Below are 21,838 nucleotides of genomic sequence, written 5' to 3'. Positions count from 1 at the left end.
TACGTTCCTAATGTAATTCCAGCAGTTTCACATGCTTGATGAATGCAATAATTTTATTAATCGATAAAAGCTTTTTCTTTCGGCAACAGCATGTTTTGTCTTTAATTTCGCGTTTTGCAATGTTTCTGTATCCAAAAATTTTGATCCAGGAACGCTTCAAATTTGCGTCTCAAGTATAACCCTTTATCATGATAAATCCAGTTGTAAAATTCTTTAATTGTTTTTCCGCCTTTAATTGTTTTTCCGCCTTTAATTGTTTTTCTGCCGCTGATATATAAACGAATATGTTTTTTTAAATAAACTTCATATCCTCGTTTTTTTAGATTAATGAAATGAATGGAAATAAATCGCAAAAATAGAGACAGTAAAGTGTAAGTACTGTCTCATCACTCCGCTCTATCCTTTAGATTTCTTGACCTATATTACTTGTATCAACAAATTATGAAATTGTTTGCTAATGTAAAATGCCGAAAGTTGGTTATCATGACAACAAATCGATTAAAAAATCGAACTGTACACACATTTGGTGAAGGGAAAAAGAGCGGCTTCTCCCTCCTCACCCTATGGTTGTCTAGAGCATCAATTGCATCCGCGAGAGCCAGTTTTTTAATAAAAGCGGCAATAAACTAGATCCACGGGATTTACATAAAATTTTTAAAGAAACACTAGCAAAAGCTGGATACCGTCAAAGCGATTTTCATTGCCTCATCTAATAAGACACATACGTTTGCAACGTTACTCTTACAAGAGAACAAAGAAATTGTTGACATTTGTAAGATACAAGAATTAATTTGATTATCTGGTTAAGAAAGTGAACATCGTTTAAAAAGCAATAATTTTGCAAGCCACTCGACTTGATTTTCTTAGATTTCATGCATTAATATTCAATTTACGAATTATAACACCGGGTTCTTCTGTAATAAAATCCAATAAAGTGAATTATTATTCTAAACCATCATAATAGGATAAGGAGTACATGCCGTTAATTTATAACGATAATCTAAATTTCTTGGTTCTTTTTGTCTAATTAAACACAACGCTTCTGCGTACTTTTTCATGACTGAGAATTTACTATCACTTAATAACTATATTCCCAACATATTGAGCACTTCCGCTATCGGTACGAAGGTCTACCTCCAATAGATACTCTCCTTTTTCTTTAGGGAAATAAAAATAACGGTTTTTACCAAGTTTCAATTCAATCTTTTTATCCTTCAGCCATAGCCAAACCCTTAAGTCTAAGACCTTAAAATCTTCACTGTCAAAAAGTATTTGAACTTCTTGACCTGACTTCACGATCACTTGTTTTTGTTTTCTAGCCAAGGATAGAATATCTTTCGTTTCTTTATTGTAATGTTTATCGGAATACCAATTTATATTCGCTTCTTTTAATTGAATTAATTGAATACCATTGTCGATGTCGAGTGAAACGCTAGGAGGTGTAAAATCCATAGTGCTCTCCAATACATCCTGTTAAAGAAAAGGCGAAAAACAATCCAATCAATAACTTCAAAAACCCTTTCAAATCTGTTCCTCCTTATATATTCTCTAATAATCAGTACTTGTTATCGGGTAAACTCCGTAAAAATATATTCAATAGACGTTCATGAAATCTCTTCTATATAACTATCCATGAAACTTTCTATTTTACCAGATGGAAATATGAATTTTAACATAGAAATTGGTAAGTGTTTTAACATGTGAATTTGCCAAGGTGACAGTTCAGTTTGTGATTTCCATGAGTTTTCTTATGGCTGATAGTTAATTCCTATACCAAACCAAATCATTCCCATACAAGAAACGATTAGGATGAAGTGAAGGATGCCGCCTAAATATGAGTAGAATCGATCTTCTTTTATGAGGCCAAGCAAACATATGAGCATTCCGAACAATGAAATCCAAATGTAACTAATATCAAAAACAGGGATCTCCGCTATAATTTGTACATTTAACAAAATAAGCAAAAATATAGCCACCAATGTATTTAGGATATTGATTCTTACCATTCTCATTTTCGACTATTCCTCCTTTACTATGGCAAATGGATCTGACCTAATCGAATCACGTTGATTTCCTTCATCTTTTCTAAAGACAAAACATCTTTGGCGGTTCCTGTCATAGCGATTCCATAAATCTTCAATTCTTTATGTTTTTTTATCCATTTTAGTCGCTCGGCCATCTTTAAGTCTTTGTATTCCGTTAGTTGTGTTGCCCATTTTTCGTTTTTTCTCAATAGATCGAGCCCTTTAACTACTTCTTCGTAATCAGTAAACGAGCGATTGAATACAGAATCTACATGTACTTTTTTGTATGGAAAGCCAATTGCTGGTGTTTGGATGAAATCTAAATCATTCCTCATCTGTTCCTCTACACCAGTGTCCAACGCAAGCCATGTCATATTATATCCTTTGAATTTTTCATTTATTTCTTTTAAGGAATAGGATCGATTCAGGGAAATATAGATTTCAACCGGCCAATCGCTCGGGAGAGATTCAATTTTTCTTCGTTCGTCAGGTAAAAAGTATTTGGCTTTCGGATGAATAAAGTTGATTCCAATGTGATGAATCGAATACCCCATCGCTCGATAATTCGATTCTTTAGCAAACACATCATTGAAAAATAGTTTGTAAGTATCCTTGCCTAGATAAATTTTTTTATCATCCATCAATTTATATTTGTCGGTCATGACAGTCATGGTAAAGGGCTTGATCTCATCATCCACCGTATCGTAATCTACATACACATTTGGCGCTGTCATTTCACTCACCGTTCGAATGGTTTCAATAAATTCGTTCCCTCTGTTATGCTCTCGCCCCCAGCCGTAATAAACAAAAGTAAACATAGTCAATAAGGGAACAATCGTGAGTATAAACGATACAACAAGCAGCGTATTTCTAAAAAAGAATTTTTGTTGGGCCTTTTTCATCATTTTTGCAAGATCTGCTTCCTTTATACCTTCATCATGAAGGGTTTCATTGAGAAATTCATTGTATACGTCAAAACTTTCTAGAAGCTCCTCTATTTTCTGTTCTTCCTCTTTGCTTAGTGTGCCATTTTGATATTTCTTCAATAATTGTTTTAACTCGTCTTTTCTCATCCCTTCACCTCATTGCGTAATCGTTTTTCTAATTCCCGCCTGCCCCGAAACACAAGGCTTTTTAAATAAGGGAGCTTTACGTTTAACAGCTCCGCCGCTTCTTTGTAGCTAAATCCTTTTAAATCGACGAGCATAATGGCTTTTTGTTGCAGTTCTTTCATGTTGGACAAATGTGTATAAATCAACTCCAGCTCATATTTTTGCAAAAACGCGTTTTCCGTTTCTAATAATGGATCTAGCTTTAACGACGCAAAGAAATCATCGACTTGTACAAGCTGCATCTTTTTTGCTTTTCTGCAGTGGTCGATGAAGGTGTTATAAGCGATCCGGTAAAGCCATGACTTTATTTGTGCTACCTCGTTTATGCTGCTTACATGTAAATAAACCTTATAAAATGTTTCCTGCAGGAGATCCTCTGCCAAATGATAATCATTGGTTAATCTGTACAGATAGCGAAAAAGGGATTTTGAATAAAAGTGCATAAGTATATCAAATTCAAATTTATTGGCAATGGTTTCCACTCTCCTTCCGCTATAAAAGACGCATAAAAAACAAAAATGTTTCTGTTTTTCAAAAATTTTTTAAAAAAATTACATCGAAAAAACAAATCTTGGCTGTTTTCGTATAGATTGTTACTCTACATGTATATTTACAACTGTTGAAACAATAAAAAGGAGTGCATAACACTCCTTTTAAAAACAAGCAATTAAGAATATCAGCAAAACCAATGCATCTAAAATTGATACAAAAACCGTTGTTATTAGCAAAATATATCTAAACGGCGATTTAATCTTAAAGGATTGATAACAAAAGAGTACTCCTAAAACTAATGTAATCAGAGAACCTATTTGCCCAAACCTTGTATCTAATTTGTCTGTCATAAAAACGAACGAATAGAGAATAAGCAAGTGGATCGACACAAGGAAAAGACTAAAAGCATTGATTGTTTTTGTATTTTTGACAATCCCCATAGTTAAACTCCTAACCTATTGAAACTTATATTATTTAAGGAGAGACCTCAATTTAGATGTCGCCCTCTTTGTAAAAATTAACCACTAAATACATTCGAATGTATATTTAATAAGTTACATCGAGGTAATTCCTAATGCCAATAACCACAAACCTATTAAACTAATGCCAAAAAACATAACCATAAAGGATATCATCTTACCAAATAGCCCTATTTTCACTTTGAGAATGACATATGCACCTAAAATTATTCCTAAAAGTCCTGATGATACCCAATACACTCTTGCTAATGTTAAGTTCATATCAACTAATTGCTCACTTAAATAGCAGTTTAAAAAACTAACTTGATAGGCAAATGTTAAAAATATTAACACATACCAGACTTTATTCATTGATAATCATCCAAATCGACACAATTATGTTATTTATTTCAATTATATATTATTAAGCCTTATAACAACAATCTTTTAGAAAATAGCCATTTTCTTTAAATTACTTTGTGCAAATTTGCTTATATAACTCTTTTCTCCATAAATTTTGCACATTTATTTTTTATGATGATGTTAGTATGATTTACATCACAAGTTTATGGAGGGAAATACATGAAGAAATTATTGTTTGGAACCATTTTAGCTGGAGTCGTTGCGATTGGTACAGCCTGCTCAAATAATGCTTCGCACAGTTCCATGCAAGGGCACGATATGTCAAACATGAATACAAAGGAGGAAAAAACATCCAAAACCTCTGAAGTCAGTGAGCAACTGCCTTTGGCAACAAATACAGAAGTTTTATCCGGTAAAGAGATTAATCTTACTGCTAAGGAAGCGTTATTACAAATCAATGATCAAGTTAAACTTCCGGTCTACACGTACAATGGATCAGTTCCCGGAGCACAAATTCATGTAAAACAAGGAGACACGGTGAAAATCGTTTTCAAAAATGAACTACCGGAGCCAACCACGATTCATTGGCATGGCTACCCTGTTCCAAATAGTCAGGATGGAATTCCGGGTGTCACGATGAACGCAATTAAACCGGGTGAAACCTTTACGTATGAATTTACAGCTACTGTACCGGGAACATATTGGTATCATTCCCATCAAGAAAGTGCGAAACAAGTGGACAAGGGATTATACGGTACATTAATCGTAGAACCTAAGAATGAGGAAAAAGTAGATCGAGATTATACACTTGTGTTAGATGAGTGGATGAGCAATCCGGATGAAGGAAATATGCATATGAGTGGGATGGATCATAGTAATATGGGGCATGGAAATAGCTCGGATAACCAACATATGGATATGAGCAGCATGGGCCATGATATGAGCATGTATGATATTTTCACGATTAACGGGAAAAGTGGTTCCGCTGTAGAACCTTTAAAAGTGAAGAAAGGCGAAAAAGTACGACTTCGCCTTGTAAACGCAGGATACATGTCCCACAAACTCCACCTGCATGGTCATGATTTTAAAATTGTCGCAACAGACGGGCAACCGTTAAAAGATCCGCAACCAATCAAAGATGAACTTTTAAATATTGCTCCGGGTGAACGTTACGATATTGAATTTACAGCGGATAATCCGGGAGAATGGTTATTAGAATGTCACGGTGATATGAAAGGTACCGATGACATGAAAGTGAAAATTCAATACGAAGGTGCAACAAGCAATACTGACAAAGCAAATGCAAAAGAGAACCTCCCTACCGTTGATATGACAAAATACGGAAAACATGAATTAGGTCAATTTACGTTAGACCAAAAATATGATGTAGAGTACACAATGGATTTAGGAACAGCGATGGGCAAAGATGGCATGGTCTATACTATTAATGGTAAAACGTATCCTGAAACAGCACCTGTCAATGTGAAGACAGGAGATCTAGTAAAAGTAAAATTAGTGAACAATTCACCTACAGATTTACATCCTATGCATTTACACGGACACTTCTTCCAAGTATTAAGTAAAAACGGTAAGCCAATTACAGGCTCTCCATTGATTAAGGATACCTTGAATTTAAAACCGGGTGAAGAATATGTAGTCGCATTTAAAGCTGATAATCCGGGAAATTGGATGTTCCATTGCCATGACTTGCACCACGCTTCAGCCGGAATGGTCACAGAATTGAAATATAAAAATTACAAATCTGACTATACACCAAACCCTAATGATACAACAAATAAACCCGAATAACGATGATAAATCCCCTCCAAATAAAACTTGGAGGGGATTTTTTACTGTTACTTTACATCGTAACCTTGCTCTTCAATCGCTTCTTTGAGTTTTTCTACACTTACCTTTGTTTCATCATAATCGACATCCACAGTACCTTCTTGTAGATGTACTTCTACATGTTTTACCCCATCTAGCTCTTGAAGAGCGTTTGTTACTGCTGCTTTGCAGTGTCCGCAAGTCATTCCTTGTACATGTAATGTAATAGTCATCATTGATTCCTCCTTACTTGTCTTTTATATTTTCACGCGTTTCAAACGAAGCGCGTTTGTCACAACAGATACGGAACTGAATGCCATGGCAGCTCCGGCAACCCAAGGCTCCAATAATCCAGCGGCGGCTACAGGAATGCCAATGGTATTATAGAACAAAGCCCAGAACAGATTTTGCCGAATGTTTTTCATTGTTTTGCGGCTTAACTCAATCGCTTTCGGGATATGAGCTAAATCTCCGCCGACTAACGTAACATCGGCCGTTTCGATGGCGACATCCGCTCCTGTGCCGATGGCCATACCAATATCCGCTTTCGCAAGAGCTGGAGCGTCATTAATTCCATCACCGACCATCGCCACTCGTTTCCCTTGTTTTTGCAGCTCCTCGACGATATTCGCTTTGTCTTCAGGAAGTACCTCTGCATATACACGATCCACATTCACTTGCTTAGCAATGGCTTCCGCTGTGCGTTTATTGTCTCCCGTTACCATGTACACTTCTATACCCATTTGTTTTAATGTTTGAATGGCTTCTTTTGAGCTTTCTTTTACAGTATCTGCGACAGCAATGATGCCAGCAAGCTGCCCATCGATTGCAACGAGCATGGCAGTTTTCCCTTGTTTTTCAAGCTCTACCATTTTATCTTCATGCATGGAAATCTCTACAGAGCGTTCCTTCATTAGTTTTCGCGTTCCAACAAGAACGTTTTTGCCATCAATGGTCGCTTCAATTCCGTGACCAGTAATGGCAGAGAAATGCTCCAGCGGCTTAACAGAAATCGCTCGTTTCTTCCCATATTCCACAATCGCATGAGCCAACGGATGTTCAGAAGCACTTTCAGCTGAAACAGCGTGGTCAAGCATACCTTCTTGGAATTCTAGTACATCAGTAACTTCTGGTTTTCCTTTTGTCACTGTTCCTGTTTTATCGAGTAACACAGCATTGACTTTATGCGTTCCCTCTAGGTACTCACCTCCTTTAAAGAGGATCCCCTTTTCTGCACCTTTACCTGTACCGACCATAATGGAGTTTGTTTCTTTGGATATGATATTTGTTGCTCTTCATAAATCCCTTTCAATTTTATTGGTTTAAGCCTTTTTTCGATTGATTTTCTTCCAAATAAATATGAATAAAAAAATAGATAGAAATGCTGATATCACTTTCCCTTGCCATGTCCAATTCATCAATTGATAAACCGAATAGGCTTCTAAAAGTAATGCAGGTATTTTCCCTATTGAGCTAGCAATAATAAAGATAAATAAGGAGGTTTTGCCTATCGCTGCAACAAAGGTAACTACTCCTGATGGAACAAAAGGAAGAAGCCGCAAAGACAGAACAAGAAAAAAGGCTTCTAAGCCTTTTGCTTCAAGCAAACGTCTGACTTTCGGGTGAGAAAATAACTTGGATTCAGAAAGCTTCTTGAATCCTTTACGATATAAAATAAAGGAGATAATTGCTCCGATTGCTTCCCCTGCAAAAGATAAAAAGGTGCCTTTCCAAAACCCGAACACCGCCAAATTGGCAGTCGTTAGAAAAACGCTTGGTACAAGTCCTAAAATACTGATCATAATATTTATAACGATACTAATGAGATAAGCAACATTTTCATATGTGCTAAGTAGTGTAATGATTTGCTCTTTCATCCTCTTCTTACCTTATGCCTCCCATTTATACCCCACCCCCCAAACGGTTTGGAGAAATTGATCTATCGGAAAACCAACTTGTCTAAGCTTTTCTCTAATATTTTTCACATGAGAGTCTATTGTACGCTCTTCTGTATTTGCATTATAGCCCCATAATGACACGATGATTTGTTCTCTGCTAAACACTCTGCTTGGATTTTTCAGAAAAAGCCCTAATACAGCAAACTCTTTAGGTGTTAGACAAATAGGATGGTTTTTATATTGAACTTTATGCTGGTCTTCATCCCACACTAATCCTTGAAATTCTATTTTCGAACGCTTTCCCACAGAGCGGCGCAGCACCGCCTCTATGCGGGCAAGGAGCTCGGCTTCGTCAAACGGTTTTGTGATATAATCATCTGCTCCAATATTGAGCCCTTTGACTATATCTAACGTTTGATCTCTTGCGGTCACCATGATAATAGGGACATTGGAAAAATCTCTAATTCGTTTACAAGTTTCCCAACCATCCAGTTCCGGCATCATAATATCCAGCAAAACTAAATCCACTTTGTTATTTTCTAAGTACTGTATCGCTGATAAACCGGACTCACACTTTACACAATGATATCCTTTCGGGGAGAGATAAAGATCAAGTAAATCTAACATTCGTTTTTCATCGTCAACAAGTAAAATCGTGTACATGCTCATCCCTCCGGTAATGTAATAATCATTTTAGTTCCTTTTCTGTAGATACTATCCGCATAAATAGAACCTCCGTGCGCTTCAATAATTTCTTTTACTATCGCTAAGCCTAATCCCGTGCCACCGCTGGCTCTTGATCTTGATTTATCTACTCGGTATAACCGTTCAAAAATATGCGGCAAATCCTCTTCAGGGATTCCTGTTCCCTCATCTGAAACAATAATCACTATGTTCTTTTTCTCCGCCCTTACATCAATAGAAACGGTAGAACCTTGATCAGAATATTTTAAAGCATTGTCTAACAGATTCATCATCACTTGCTCAAACCGTTTTTGGTCTATACGGACAGTAATGTTTCCATCACAGTGATATACAAGAGACATGTTTTTCGCCTGAAAAGCAGGATACATTTTGTTATGCAATTTTTTTAAGAAAGAACATAAGTTTGTAGGTTCCTTATGAATCTGAAATGAATGTTGATCCATCTGTGCTAACTCAAAGAGATCCTTCACTAATTTTTGCATATGCTCTGCTTCTTCATAGATAATTGACAAATATCGATTTCTCTCTTCTTCCTCAATGTTTGGTCTCCGAGCTATATCAGCATATCCTTTTATATAAGTTAGAGGAGTACGAAGCTCATGAGAAATACTGGCGAGAAATTCTTTTCTTTCTTTTTTTAAGTATTCTAAATCCCTTGCCAATGTTTGAATTGCTTTCCCTAATTCCGCCAATTCGTCCCCCCCTTTTACATGCAAACGAACAGAAAAATCACCTTTACTCAATTTTTCGGTCGCCTGTTTCATACGAATGAGAGGGATTGTAATAACTCTTGATAAGAAAGCAATCGTAATTATGGTTAAAAATACAGAAAGAATTCCAACCATAATGAAATGATGTTTTAACTTATAAATCATGTTTTGAATAGAATCCGTATTTTGGAACATATAGACATACCCTTTTATCTTTCCGTCAACCCGAATCGGACTTACTGTTGAAATATGTGACTCTTTTTGCCAATTTTTTTGTACAATCATACCATCATGGGGAATGTTTTTAGCTTTGTTTTTTATAATTCTTTTGGCAAATGGTAAAATATGATCTGAAAAATATAATACATTCCCCTTGTCATTTGTAATAACGACGTCCGTCTCCGCTTCAGACTCCATCATTGTGACATGTTCTAACGTAGAAGGGTCATAATTTTTTTCCAACACATCGCGATGATTATTCCCTCTTGCTAACAGTTGCTCAAATTCCTCATTAATTCTAGAATTAACCAGAGTAACATATAGTGACGTAAATAAAACCGTTTCTACTCCTAATACAAATACAAAAAATAAAAGTCCTAATTTAAACGAAATTTTTCTCACTTTTGTCCTTCCTTTCAGTCCATTCACTTTTATATATTTTCGAAAAGTTTTTGTTGGATTTTTACATATTTGGAGTGATTAAATCAACCTTTTCCAAATAACAGAATGGTATATAGAACTAAACCGTTGAGACTTAAAACTTTTGAATAAAAATCTGTATGTTCTCCTTGTTTCTGTCCTTTGGGCGATTTATATAAGAGAAGTAATTTTTATTTTATAAACTAAATTTGCAGAATTTATGGATTTCAATAAATTGTAACTGTTGAGGACGATTTCACTTTTATTGTGAAATTTATCACAACGAATCCGTATTCTTACTGCTATCATAGCCATAGATTCAATAGAAAGGAAAATATTTTATGCGTAAAGCAATGATTGCCATGTTCACCTTATTGACTCGCTTTAGCCGGTTGAAAGGTTACTTCTCAAAAAATTGTGCTACTTTAGCGAAGAATGAACAAATTTACATATACAGTATGCAACAGCTACAAAAAACAAAGTAAAGGATAGGAAACGAAAAACTATTATAATTGTGTTTTGTTGCAGGTTACGATACTTTTTACTGAAGGAGAAACTGGAGCAATGTTTTCAAATGACATCATCGCTTCTTTTAATGAATTAGAAACTTCTTTATACAATTATATTTGTCAAAACAGTGATAAAGTGGTTTATATGCGAATTCGTGAACTAGCGGCTGAAACCCATGTATCAACAGCGACAATTTTACGTTTTTGCAGGAAACTGAATTGTGAGGGCTTTTCCGAATTTAAAGTAAAGCTTAAAATGCATTTAAAAGAGAATAAAAAGACGATGATAAAAAGTTCCCAACAATCAATAGTAGAATTTTTTGAGCGAACGTTAAAAGGTGATTTAGAAGAAAAAATTAGGGAGGCTGCAAGGCTCGTTACCGAAGCAGATAACGTGATTTTTATTGGGATTGGAAGCTCTGGTATTCTTGCTGAATATGGTGCAAGATATTTCTCAAGCTTAGGTAAATTTTCGTTGTATATTAAAGATCCTCACTTTCCGATTCATTCCAAACTCCGTAATAATAGCGTAACAATCGCTTTATCTGTCTCAGGAGAAAATCATTTTACCGTCACTCATCTTAACCAACTTAAACAAAAAGGAAGTAAAATCGTTAGTATTACAAACAATAAACTCTCAACCGTTGCAAAAATCTCTGATATAAATATTTCCTATTATGTAACAGAGGAATTTTTTGAAGGATCTAATATTACTACGCAAGTACCTGTTGTTTATATTTTAGAATCTATGGCTCGGGAAATACATAAACTTAATCAATAGGCTGAAGTTCCTAAATGAAATAAAAGTTTATTATAAAAAGGTATAAGGTTCAGAATTCCCGATTTTGAACCACTGTTCTCTCCTAGTTTTTAGATTCATTTTATAAATACGATAATATAAAGAAATAGTTATTATATCAAATGTGGCTCTAAACAATGCCATGTATCGCGGATGTTAAGGCCTTGACATCTCGATCTCGAATATTCGCCCCATAAGATAAAAAGCAAAGACAGCTTTAATGAGCCTCAACGACATCTGTTTCTGAACTGGAAACAAAGACATTTCATATTCATCGATAAAAGCTTTTTTCTTTCTGCAACAGCATGTTTTATCTTTAATTTCGCATTTTGCAATGTTTCTGTATCCTGTATCCAAATTTTGATCCAGGAACGCTTCGAATTTTCGTTTGAAGTACAATCCTTTATCATGATAAATCCAGTCGTAAAATTCCTTAATGGTTTTTCGACCGCTCATATATAAACGAATAGGTTTTTCTTTTTTAGTTAAGTTAACTTCAAATGATTTTCTTAGATTTTATGCATTAATATTCAATTATCGGACTATAACACCGGATTTTTTTGTAAGAAAATTTATTGTTGTGAATTGATATTCAAATTCACTTTTTTCTGCTGCAGCAATCGCCGAATCTATCTCTTCTTCATCTGCAAAGGCAGTTTCTGCAATCTATTCTCTACTATACGGACTATACAAGGGGCGAAAATGTTTAGTTTTTAACCTCAACAATCACTTCATCAAAAAAATCATTGTCAATAAACACTTTAATTTTCCATAATCCTGGCGATGGAAAAGATACTTATGAACGAGCATGTCCTTGAATTTCTTTATCTTTCGGTGTTAACTTTTCATCTTTAAACAGGATTGGATTGATTTCTTTATTGGTAGTTTGGTGAACAGCCTTTACTTCCCACTCTTTATAAGAAATATCCTCCGAACCCCAAAAATGCCACATCCACTTTTGTTCTTTTCCTGCTTTTACTTCCCCACCAATAATGCCTATTTTTCCTTCCTTACCAAACATTGCACCATAGTCCGTAGAGAATGTTGGACTAACTTTCCATTGTTCTTCTTTAGCTTTCTCTACACTATTCGAACAACCAACCAAAACAAGCAAAAATAAAAGAATACTACTTTTGCTTCAATGGATTCTTCTTTAGTAACAAATAGTTCAACATCTGTAACTAAATAATCATAATATGCACTATTCCGCTAACGGGTGCTTAGTTTATAAAAGAAGGAGAGTACATTTTATTCAATAACTAATTGTACTCTCCTTTATTTTTAGGGATTTGGATTAGGTCTTGAAAACACATTCCAAAACGAGTTTAAGAATGTGTAGAAAGTATCAAAGCTGTATATCAGTCATCGTTGTTCCACCAGCATCTACTTTTATGTGATGCAACTTCTAGTGTAAAAGATCGACTTTCTTCTCCCTTTTAACAGACCAGAAATATAGGAAACTGCCAATTAGGATTAACAAAACATATGCAGATGGCAAGAAGTATATTGGCAATCTGATGTTTGTGATACGTACTACCAAATAATCGATAACAACTACAAATAACAAAATGGCGAGCGGCACTTGAAGTCCAACCACTGATATATAATTAGGAGCCCGGTTGGATAGAACTGCAACAATAATGGTTAACGTGAACACAAGTATATAAATTGAAACGATGGTCAAAAGGATATATTGTAGAAATGTTAGCTCAAACCAAAATACTTCATGAGTAAAGACCGAGTTAATGTTAGCATTCAAAAACATCCCCACTTTATTGCCTCTATAAAGTATAAAAAACAGACCAAGTTGCACCGTTGTAATAAAGCCTGCCGCAATTAAAGCTGTCTGAAGTTTCAGGTTAAAAATTTTACGGCCTGTTTTGTTTGAGTATTGCAGAAATACGACATGATTCCAGCGATCCTGCAGGAAAATCGGCGAAATCATAAACATGATACTTATTACGATGAGAATGGCAACATGACGGATAAGGGAATTGTAATTTTCGAATACCTCGGCTGACATAATGTTGCCGGATGCAATGGTATCCTTTATCCTTTCTTTCTGCTCTGCAGTCAATGGGAGGTCTCCAAATTTCATATTAGAATACAGGAAATTTCTGTATTCGTAATACTCAATCAAATGTTCCCGTGCTTGTAGTTCCCAAAATAAATCAACTTCATCTACAAACATAATCTGATTCGTCAGTTTCCTAATTTCCTGTTTTTTTTCTATATCCGCTGTACGAAACTTCTCGTAGGTGTCTAGTCCTGCGTCTACGTACTCCTGTCGTGCTTGCAAATACGCATCGGCTGCAGCCCTCTCTTTTTCATAGACTTTTTTAAAGTGTTCAAATTCTTCCTGATTCATCTGATATCCGTACTGTTCAATCATTTCCATACTTATATGGTAAGAATCGAGAGCCGGTCTCCCGTTTGGAAAGTGTTCTAAGTCAAAATGAATGAAATGCCGATAGAAGATGAAGCTAATGATAAAAAGTAAACACACCATCTTTAATTGAAAAAGTTTCTTTAATTCATATAATATAATTCTCACAAAAATCCCCCTAGTCGATTTGCTCTTTATTAAATTTTAAGAAGGTGACCACGGTTGCAATGGCTAGCAGACATGTCCATATGACAGTCGTCGTCCATTCATATTTTTTTGGAGTGAATACATTCCAGCCAATGAACCAAAGATGTGGATTTAAAATAAGTGAAAAAGGTGTATATCTTGTCCAAAATATCGCAGTCAAGTTCTTGGGAATGATTCCCGGTATTAAGACACAAAAACCAAATAAGATGGCAAATACTGCATAGACCAGATAGTTGTTTTTGATCCATACGGCGATGGAATAAGTAATGACAGTGAAAAAAAGCTGACAAATGATGAAAACAACCAACACACAGCTTAGATATATTCCAAATGGAAGTTTCCACCATGAAATATACGGAAAGGAAAATTCACTATTAAAGAAGCTGCTAATCGGTATCCCCCAGAGGCCGCTGTAATCGAAGACAAGGAAATAGACTAACAGCGTGGCTCCGAGAATGACGGCGCAAATACACAAACTGGCGAACAAATTAGCGACAAGCTTATCCAGCATGAGCTTTCTGCCTCTTTTTGAAGCATAAACCGTTAAACATGTTTGGTTTTGAAATTCATAGGTCGTGACATGTCCCGTAATGAGTACGACGAGTATCATTACTTCAAAGATCATCTGCCGCATTAAATCTTTGAAGAGGAATGAATGCATATGATACACATATCCAATGAAAAATAAGTTCTTATGTTCCCCTGCCTCGATTAATTCGTCTAGACGGTTCTTCAATTTTATATAGTACTCTCGCGTCACTTCAGCTGTTTTTCCGCTCAGGCCATACCCTTTAATGTCCATCTTAGCATTTTGAGATAAATCTAAATGGCGATACGTTTGGTCTATTTTTTGTATTAGTTCATAATAGCTTTCGACAATGGCCGTCTCAGTAATAACATGAAGTTCTTCTTCACTCAGTTCCTTGTTTCTATGCTCATATTCCGCGAAAAAATCTCCTGCACGTTCGTATGTTTTCCCGAATTTTTCGTTTGTAAGTTTGTTCATTTTCTGCAGCTTTGACTGATAATAGTCTTGTAACTTCGCAGACATCTCGCTATCAATCTTGTAGCCAAACCTCTCCACTAACTGGTTGGTCACCTTCAGCTCTTCACGAATTCCAGCATGTTTATATATCAACCAAAAGTTAAAAAATAAAAATAACATAATCAATATACTTACAACTGGTGACTGAAACGCTTTTTTCAGTTCAAACCTCAAAACATTCATGATGCACCCGACTCCTGTATGTCATCACGGTATACGTACAGAAATACATCTTCAAGATTTGGTTTCACAGCCGTCCAGGTTGGTTCAGGAGTCTTCTTTGAAATAAACCTTATTTTCAACAAACCATCCTCTTGTTTTTCAGATAATGAAAAGACTTCCTTCTTAAACATGTTCGCCTGTTCATATGGAATGCTTGTCTCATACACCATTCCCGCAATTTTTTTACAAATCTCGTCTATACTGCCTTTATATAATACCTGCTTGTCTTTAATCATAATGATTTCATTCGCAATGGATTCTACGTCTGAAACAATATGAGTGGACAGGATGACGATGCGATCTCTTGCAAGCTCCGACAACAAATTCCGAAACCGCACACGTTCTTTCGGATCCAGTCCTGCTGTTGGTTCGTCTAGGATAAGTATCTTCGGATCATTCAGCATCGCTTGTGCAATCCCGACCCGTTGAATCATTCCCCCGGAAAATTTTTTCATCTTTTTTGTAGCGACATCTTCAAGTGCAACGAGTTTTAACAGCTCATCCATTCTCTTATTGACCACTTTTTTGTCCATGCCCTTCAATGCACCTAAATACGAAAGAAATTGCCTCGGGCTATAGTTTTTGTAGTATCCAAAATCTTGCGGTAAGTACCCTAATAACTCCCGATACTTCTCACCCAATCTCGCAATATTGGTTCCGTTGTACAAAATTTCTCCTGAGCTTGGAAAAATGAGTGTCGTTAACATCTTAATGAGCGTCGTTTTTCCTGCTCCATTCGGTGCAAGGAGTCCGTATACCCCGTTCGAAAACTCTAAATTAATATCCTTGAGTGCCTCGAATTTGCCATAGCTTTTACTCACATGATTGACGACTAACAAGTTAAGCCACCCCTTCTGTTTTTCTAAACTGCATCATTTTTTGTAAATGTTTGATATAGAGAACTACTAGACTCACGTTAATTACAGCGTATACAGAGATAGAAATGTTGTTGAGAACTAGCAGGTAAAAGTTCTTGCTCCAAATAAATGCGAATAAATTTACTGCTATCCATCCTACCAACAACGATATCTTGATAATCTTCGATTTATTGTTCATTAACACAAGCAGTGTCAATGTAGAGAATAGAAACAATCCTGTCGTTGAGATGAGGAACGCCTTAACAAATGAAATATGATGATAGGAATTGACCATCGCTATAATAAACACGGTATTGAGCGCGAAACAAAAAATGCTGAAGGCAAGCATCCTAACAGCTGTCAGCTGAAAGAGGTCATACTTGCAGGTCATCTCCAGCTCATATGTCCTGTTGTCCCACATGTGATACCATGAAAACGAGCAAATAACTAAATATACTACCGGCGAGGTTACAAAGATAAAGGTGTATACACTTCCTGACTCCGCCTCAAAATACTCCCGCGCTTGCAGTCCTGTAGTGAAAAGGAATATTGCGATTAATATAGAGATAAAGGTAAGCTCTGTAATGTTTGGGAATAAAAATCGGAAACCCAATTGTTGATAAATGGTATACACTTGTTTGATGAAAGTCTCTTTCTTTGGCAATCCCTCCTTTACAATAAAACTGATTTGTCTAGCAATTTCTTCATCACTTGGAAAGTCAATTTTGAACTTTTCTTTTTTCATGAGCATCACCTACCAATTCTTTTTTCACTTTTTTTAATGTACTGTAAAACTTTGTTTTCACGGTCGACTCGGCTAACCCGATTACGGCCGCAATCTCAGCAAAAGTATATTCGCCAAACAGCTTTAGACGAAAAATCTGCTGAGCTGACGTCTCAAATGTATTTAGAAGTGTCAAAACTCTTTCGATGTCCTCCTTGTACTCTAATTTCATCGTAAAATCTTGTTCTTGTTCTAACTCGTCATCCATCTCAGTAACTATTTGACTATACTTGTAATACTTTGAACGATAATAATCTACAAGTTGGTTAGTGGCGATTCTATATAACCATGTTCGAAATGAAGCCTTGCGCTCATCATACGAATGAATGGACTGTAGCATACTGATAAATGCTTCCTGTGTTAAGTCCATCGCCAGCTCCTTGTTTAGCGTTTGCCTGTAGATATATGCATACAAGTCTTTGTAGTAGAAGCTTACAAGTTGATTTGCAGCATCATGATCCGACTTTTTCACTTTTGTTATCCATTTCATTACTTGGTCCATCGTTTCTACTCTCACTTCTTTCCTGTACTAACCCTTCACCTATATATTCGTAGTTTATTAGAAAATAGTTTTAGATTTTATAAAAAATGTACCGACCTCCTAGGCACTAATTATTGGTTCATTACATAGAGACTTCCCATGCTTCAGCTAAAGGGGAGAGAATAAGCCATTTGCGAGGCCCCCTTAATTTTGATACACCCTAACTTATTGTTAGGTTATTATTAAAATTTTTGTTTTTTCTTAGTAAGAAAGATCAAATATCCCTTGCCTTATACGGGAATTTCTTTAATCACCAATTTATCTCTTGCTTTTCGATTTGTTCAATCTCGTTAAGGGTCACCTCTTCCGAAACCTAATACACAATTGTAAAATTCTAGAATTTATCCCTTCTTAAAATAAATTTCACGAATTTTATTCCATTATTTTCATGATACAATTCCAATAAAGAGTATTCATTAAGTGGGAGACAGGAATTGTCAAAACTTATGGATGGAGCAGATTTCTTCAAAAAATTTTTGGAGGATATTGCGGGGACAGAAAGGTCCGTTACGATTATCTCTCCATATATTTCGAAAAAGGTAGTGTTAGAAATAATTAATAGTTTGGAGGGAATTTTGTGAATCAAACGTTTGACAAACAACCTGTTGCGTTTGTTACAGGAGCTTCAAGCGGCTTTGGTTTGCTGACAAGTGTGGCACTTGCCGGCGAAGGATACCGCGTGCTGGCTTCAATGAGAGACTTGGATAACAAAGGACGGCTGGAAGCGGTGGCTAAAGAAGCGGGTGTAACGGATCGGATTGAGATTGTCCAATTAGATGTGACGGATTTTTCCACCGTGGAAACTGTGATTCAAGATGTGATTCACCGTTACGGACGAATTGATCTGTTGGTGAACAATGCGGGTTATGCAGCGGGCGGCTTCACGGAGGAACTTACTGTTGAAGAATGGCGGCAGCAATTTGAAACTAATTTTTTCGGTTTGGTGGCAGTGACAAAAGCTGTTTTGCCGTCGATGAGGGAACGCAGAAGCGGCAAGATTGTGAATATAAGCAGTATCAGCGGACGAATCGGATTCCCTTCTATGGGACCTTATGTGGCATCTAAGTTTGCGGTGGAAGGATTCAGCGAGTCTTTACGTTTGGAGATGCTACCGTACGGCGTTCATGTAGTTTTGATTGAACCGGGATCCTATAAAACAGATATCTGGTCAAAAGGGTTGGGAGCGGTAACGATCAATCCGAATTCTCCTTATGTTAAAGAGATGAAGACAATTTTGAAATATGTCAACCAAGTTGCCGACACGGCCCCTGCTCCGGACGAGGTGATCCAACAGATTGTGCAAGTGGCAAAGTCTCCCTCTCCGAAACTGCGGTATCCGGTTGGCAAAGGCGTGAAATTAGGAATTGTCTTGAAAAATGTACTGCCGTGGAAGTGGTGGGAGCGGATGATGATAAAACGGTTATGGAAGAGATCGTGATGATGGGACTTTAGTTCAAAAATATGGAGGTGAAGAGTCAGAGTTTACGGTTGAGAAAAATACAGTTCGACAATATTTTTTGTTACTTCACTAATGGGCTTCGATAGTTTAATTAACCGCTCTTATTATAGGCGGTTTTTCTTTTGGTCAAACATCAACAACAAACGATAACAGGCAACCATGCCAATAATAATTAGCACATCGATGAATGATTAAATAAGAACAATGAAATTCACACAATAAAACACTAAAAAGTCACAAAGAAAAACGAGCTTGAGATTTCAAGCTCGTTGTTATATTTTGTTCTTGAACTAATGCACCTATTATTAGTTGAATACTAAAATAAATATTTAAAACTAAAACCTATAAAAAAACAATAGATATATAAACCCAACTACAAGACCTAATCCTAATAAGAATAGGAATATCCTTCTTAAAATAGGTGGGAAAAGTTTATAAATAATCATTAAGAAAAAGTCAAAAAAATTTGCTGGTATTCCAGAACCAAACTCTTTAACTTCTTTCTGATTACCAAAAATAGCTATCCACATCACAAACAGACCCACTAAAATAAAAAAAATTGAAAATAAAACTAAACTCATCTTTCCACCATCATTCCTACCATTGTGTATTACATTGTAAGTCAAATTATAATTTCATTAGTAATTTACTCCCTTGTTAAACTATCCTGCACCGTTACTTGAATAAGAAAAAGGCTATCTCAACAGCCTTACTTTCTTAAAATCAAGCATCCGTTAACGAAATCATAGTCTTCGAAGCAAGTCTAATCAACATCAAATTGATGATTTTGTATAATTGAATGTAAAGCATGTAAAGCATCTACAACATGATTAACCCAATGAGTATAAAAATGAAAATGCCAATGCCATATCGCTTCACCTTTTTCATTACCTTCGTACTGTAATAGCCCTTTCTTTATGTCTTGGTAAATATCCAAAATATCATCAGAAAGGCTACTGCATGTAGCTTCTTCAAGCTTATATGGTTCAAAAATTTCCCAATAGCACTCATATTTATCAAAACTTAATTTTGGTCTGCTTACTGTTACTTCTGGTATGTCGGTACTATCTGATTCAACCTGTGGAAGTTTAAGCACCTTTGAGTAAAGTTCAGAAAGAGAACTTGCGATATTCGTTAATTCATCCAAAACATTCGAAGATGCTAAAGATTCAACCAAATTGCAGTATTTCTTCGCTAATTCAGCAAGCTCCATTACCTCTCCGCTTTCCATCTAATCACCTTCAATAAAATTGTTTCTGGGTTAAAGTATATCAAAGTGCGATTTATTTCGGTGTCTTTTTTGTATGTCTTGTTCAACTGTCGCATTCGTTTGTTTAACAAGGTAAATAGTTAGGATTATTATGTCTTTTGCATCCAAATAAATAACATCTTGTCTCAACAATGGGTTCATATTCCAAGGTAGGCTGTTTTCCTTCCATTATTTGCTTCGCCGAATTTCTCAAAAATTTTATTTCCGTTTGCAATTCATTAATGTATTCTTCTTTTCTTCCAGGCTCCCACTCTTCTTCGTCATCTACAAGAGTTTCCTGGATTTCTTTTGATTTATGCTTGATGATGGATTCAACAATATCTTCCATTTTATCTAATCGACCGAGTTCCTTAAGTGCAAACAGATAAGGCGGTATCCCATCTACTTCGTAAAAAAGTAAATCTAATTTGGAGTATATATTAACAAATTCAGAATAATCTCCTGTAATGTAATAGATGTGAGCGATTTGGTCCTCAAAATTATCTTCTAACTCCTGATTAAGAATAAGTAATTTGTTTGCGGTCTTTAAAGCTTCCTCCCTTTCCCCTAGTTTCGCCAAACAGATGCCATAACTAAGTAATGGATACAAGCTAAAGTTATTCTCTTTCCTTTCCAAGTTCGCCTTATAAAAATACTCGGCTGCTTTTTCAAGAAATGATGTTTTATAATAGCAAACACCTAAATTATTTAAGTTTTCTAAAGTAGGTTGAATACAGATAGCCTTTAATAATACCTCTTTGGCTTGATTATAATGATGGCTGGCTGTATAGATTTCACCCAATAAATTATACGGAAAATATGATGATGGATTATGTTGTATGACCTTTTTTAAAAGCTCAATGGCTTCTTTTTCTTTAATTCTCCACACACCTTCCTCTAATGGTTCTCCTTCATGATAGTAGAAATATGCCAAATTATTTAGCGACTGTACATTTGGATGAATATCAGCCGCCTTTTTAAATTGGAAAAATGCCTCTTCATAATCGTTGATTTCCATTAATGCGATAGCTAAATCGTTTATTAAACAAGCATTATTAGGTTCTTGCCTAACTCGTTCCTGTAATTGCTTCGCTAATTGATTAAAATGATTCATAAAATTTTTCTCCTGATAAGATTTTCTCACTTGATTTTTTAGATTTGATGCATTAATATTCAATTCTTGAATTGATTCGCTGCAATTTAATTTTAGTATTTATTTAAATTGATCGAAACAAATGAACGACTTTGTTAAGGATGATTGTCCTTCTGTTTGATCTTGTTCCTTTATTTCTTGAAATATATTATTTAAGCTGTCATCATTAAGTAAAAATCCCTACCATCTCGCGTAATATCCGCTGATGCCAAAAATTCGCGTAGCCTTCGTTTCGCAAAGGAGCTTACACATGTAAATGAAAAATCACTTGTATACGAAAGTGATTTTTTTTATTTGTTTGATGTTGAAATTTTTAATTATTGCTCATTTGATTGGCTCTGTTATTGTTTGTTGTTGATTTTCAAACCAAATGAATAGCTACCATATCACAGGTGGCTA

The 21,838-nt window shown here is 35.7% G+C and carries 21 protein-coding genes and 1 pseudogene; 3 read left to right on the top strand and 19 right to left on the bottom strand.

Annotated elements, in window-relative coordinates:
* Nucleotides 1-1,074 precede the first annotated feature (1,074 nt).
* The 5 genes from HNQ85_RS12465 to HNQ85_RS12445 all read right to left on the bottom strand — a co-directional run bounded on the left by HNQ85_RS12465 (nt 1,075) and on the right by HNQ85_RS12445 (nt 4,458).
* On the bottom strand, nt 1,075-1,452 hold the full coding sequence (locus HNQ85_RS12465) for a hypothetical protein (protein WP_246326862.1): 378 nt from the start codon (nt 1,450-1,452) through the stop codon (nt 1,075-1,077).
* A gap of 296 nt (nt 1,453-1,748) precedes the next feature.
* On the bottom strand, nt 1,749-2,012 hold the full coding sequence (locus HNQ85_RS12460; protein WP_181538052.1) for a hypothetical protein: 264 nt from the start codon (nt 2,010-2,012) through the stop codon (nt 1,749-1,751).
* Nucleotides 2,013-2,032: 20 nt separating this feature from the next.
* Nucleotides 2,033-3,097 carry an anti-sigma factor gene (locus tag HNQ85_RS12455; protein ID WP_181538051.1) on the bottom strand — a complete coding sequence of 355 codons (1,065 nt, stop codon included), beginning with the start codon at nt 3,095-3,097 and terminating at the stop codon, nt 2,033-2,035.
* On the bottom strand, nt 3,094-3,579 hold the full coding sequence (locus HNQ85_RS12450) for a sigma-70 family RNA polymerase sigma factor (RefSeq protein ID WP_181538204.1): 486 nt from the start codon (nt 3,577-3,579) through the stop codon (nt 3,094-3,096). Before HNQ85_RS12450 ends, HNQ85_RS12455 begins: the two co-directional genes overlap by 4 nt.
* A 603-nt stretch (nt 3,580-4,182) precedes the next feature.
* Nucleotides 4,183-4,458, bottom strand: coding sequence for a hypothetical protein (locus tag HNQ85_RS12445; protein ID WP_181538050.1), 276 nt, complete (start codon nt 4,456-4,458; stop codon nt 4,183-4,185).
* A 210-nt stretch (nt 4,459-4,668) separates the two neighbouring features.
* Here HNQ85_RS12445 and HNQ85_RS12440 point away from each other — a divergent pair, with 210 nt between their 5' ends.
* Nucleotides 4,669-6,258 carry a multicopper oxidase family protein gene (locus tag HNQ85_RS12440; RefSeq protein WP_181538049.1) on the top strand — a complete coding sequence of 530 codons (1,590 nt, stop codon included), beginning with the start codon at nt 4,669-4,671 and terminating at the stop codon, nt 6,256-6,258.
* 47 nt (nt 6,259-6,305) lie between these two features.
* Here HNQ85_RS12440 and copZ read toward each other — a convergent pair whose 3' ends face one another.
* The 5 genes and pseudogenes from copZ to HNQ85_RS12415 form a co-directional block, all read right to left on the bottom strand.
* The gene (gene copZ / locus HNQ85_RS12435; RefSeq protein ID WP_181538048.1) at nt 6,306-6,509 is read right to left on the bottom strand and encodes a copper chaperone CopZ; all 204 of its coding nucleotides are present in this window, start codon (nt 6,507-6,509) and stop codon (nt 6,306-6,308) included.
* 24 nt (nt 6,510-6,533) lie between these two features.
* Nucleotides 6,534-7,538, bottom strand: a pseudogene (locus tag HNQ85_RS12430) (heavy metal translocating P-type ATPase); the annotation flags it as partial.
* A gap of 60 nt (nt 7,539-7,598) precedes the next feature.
* On the bottom strand, nt 7,599-8,153 hold the full coding sequence (locus tag HNQ85_RS12425; RefSeq protein WP_181538047.1) for a TVP38/TMEM64 family protein: 555 nt from the start codon (nt 8,151-8,153) through the stop codon (nt 7,599-7,601).
* 12 nt (nt 8,154-8,165) lie between these two features.
* Entirely contained in the window at nt 8,166-8,837 is a 672-nt protein-coding gene (locus tag HNQ85_RS12420; RefSeq protein WP_181538046.1) for a response regulator transcription factor, read from the bottom strand.
* A gap of 2 nt (nt 8,838-8,839) precedes the next feature.
* Nucleotides 8,840-10,210: an ATP-binding protein gene (locus tag HNQ85_RS12415; RefSeq protein WP_181538045.1), complete on the bottom strand. Its 1,371-nt coding sequence runs from the start codon at nt 10,208-10,210 to the stop codon at nt 8,840-8,842.
* A 582-nt stretch (nt 10,211-10,792) separates the two neighbouring features.
* Here HNQ85_RS12415 and HNQ85_RS12410 point away from each other — a divergent pair.
* Entirely contained in the window at nt 10,793-11,518 is a 726-nt protein-coding gene (locus tag HNQ85_RS12410) for a MurR/RpiR family transcriptional regulator (protein WP_181538044.1), read from the top strand.
* Between the two features lie 814 nt (nt 11,519-12,332).
* On the opposite strand, the gene HNQ85_RS12405 is transcribed toward HNQ85_RS12410, so the two are convergent.
* From HNQ85_RS12405 to HNQ85_RS12380, 6 genes are all read right to left on the bottom strand, one after another.
* The gene (locus tag HNQ85_RS12405; protein WP_181538043.1) at nt 12,333-12,650 is read right to left on the bottom strand and encodes a DUF4871 domain-containing protein; all 318 of its coding nucleotides are present in this window, start codon (nt 12,648-12,650) and stop codon (nt 12,333-12,335) included.
* Nucleotides 12,651-12,941: 291 nt separating this feature from the next.
* Nucleotides 12,942-14,090, bottom strand: a complete 1,149-nt coding sequence (locus HNQ85_RS12400) for a hypothetical protein (protein ID WP_181538042.1) — start codon at nt 14,088-14,090, stop codon at nt 12,942-12,944.
* A gap of 10 nt (nt 14,091-14,100) precedes the next feature.
* Complete coding sequence (locus tag HNQ85_RS12395; protein WP_181538041.1) at nt 14,101-15,357, bottom strand: ABC transporter permease subunit; 1,257 nt, start codon at nt 15,355-15,357, stop codon at nt 14,101-14,103.
* Nucleotides 15,354-16,235, bottom strand: coding sequence for an ABC transporter ATP-binding protein (locus tag HNQ85_RS12390; protein ID WP_181538040.1), 882 nt, complete (start codon nt 16,233-16,235; stop codon nt 15,354-15,356). The genes HNQ85_RS12395 and HNQ85_RS12390 overlap by 4 nt, the downstream gene beginning before the upstream one ends.
* Before the next feature lies 1 nt (nt 16,236).
* Nucleotides 16,237-16,998: a hypothetical protein gene (locus tag HNQ85_RS12385; protein WP_181538039.1), complete on the bottom strand. Its 762-nt coding sequence runs from the start codon at nt 16,996-16,998 to the stop codon at nt 16,237-16,239.
* Nucleotides 16,973-17,539, bottom strand: coding sequence for an RNA polymerase sigma factor (locus HNQ85_RS12380; RefSeq protein WP_181538038.1), 567 nt, complete (start codon nt 17,537-17,539; stop codon nt 16,973-16,975). The genes HNQ85_RS12385 and HNQ85_RS12380 overlap by 26 nt, the downstream gene beginning before the upstream one ends.
* Nucleotides 17,540-18,155: 616 nt before the next feature.
* Here HNQ85_RS12380 and HNQ85_RS12375 point away from each other — a divergent pair.
* Nucleotides 18,156-19,016: an SDR family oxidoreductase gene (locus HNQ85_RS12375; protein ID WP_181538037.1), complete on the top strand. Its 861-nt coding sequence runs from the start codon at nt 18,156-18,158 to the stop codon at nt 19,014-19,016.
* Nucleotides 19,017-19,372: 356 nt separating this feature from the next.
* On the opposite strand, the gene HNQ85_RS12370 is transcribed toward HNQ85_RS12375, so the two are convergent.
* From HNQ85_RS12370 to HNQ85_RS12360, 3 genes are all read right to left on the bottom strand, one after another.
* The gene (locus HNQ85_RS12370; RefSeq protein WP_181538036.1) at nt 19,373-19,618 is read right to left on the bottom strand and encodes a hypothetical protein; all 246 of its coding nucleotides are present in this window, start codon (nt 19,616-19,618) and stop codon (nt 19,373-19,375) included.
* A 182-nt stretch (nt 19,619-19,800) separates the two neighbouring features.
* The gene (locus tag HNQ85_RS12365; RefSeq protein ID WP_181538035.1) at nt 19,801-20,268 is read right to left on the bottom strand and encodes a DUF5063 domain-containing protein; all 468 of its coding nucleotides are present in this window, start codon (nt 20,266-20,268) and stop codon (nt 19,801-19,803) included.
* Nucleotides 20,269-20,371: 103 nt separating this feature from the next.
* The gene (locus HNQ85_RS12360) at nt 20,372-21,400 is read right to left on the bottom strand and encodes a tetratricopeptide repeat protein (RefSeq protein WP_181538034.1); all 1,029 of its coding nucleotides are present in this window, start codon (nt 21,398-21,400) and stop codon (nt 20,372-20,374) included.
* Nucleotides 21,401-21,838 lie beyond the last annotated feature (438 nt).

Source organism: [Anoxybacillus] calidus, from assembly GCF_013760845.1.
GTDB lineage: Bacteria > Bacillota > Bacilli > Bacillales > Anoxybacillaceae > Paranoxybacillus > Paranoxybacillus calidus.
This window is presented reverse-complemented; position numbering and strand designations above follow the sequence as displayed.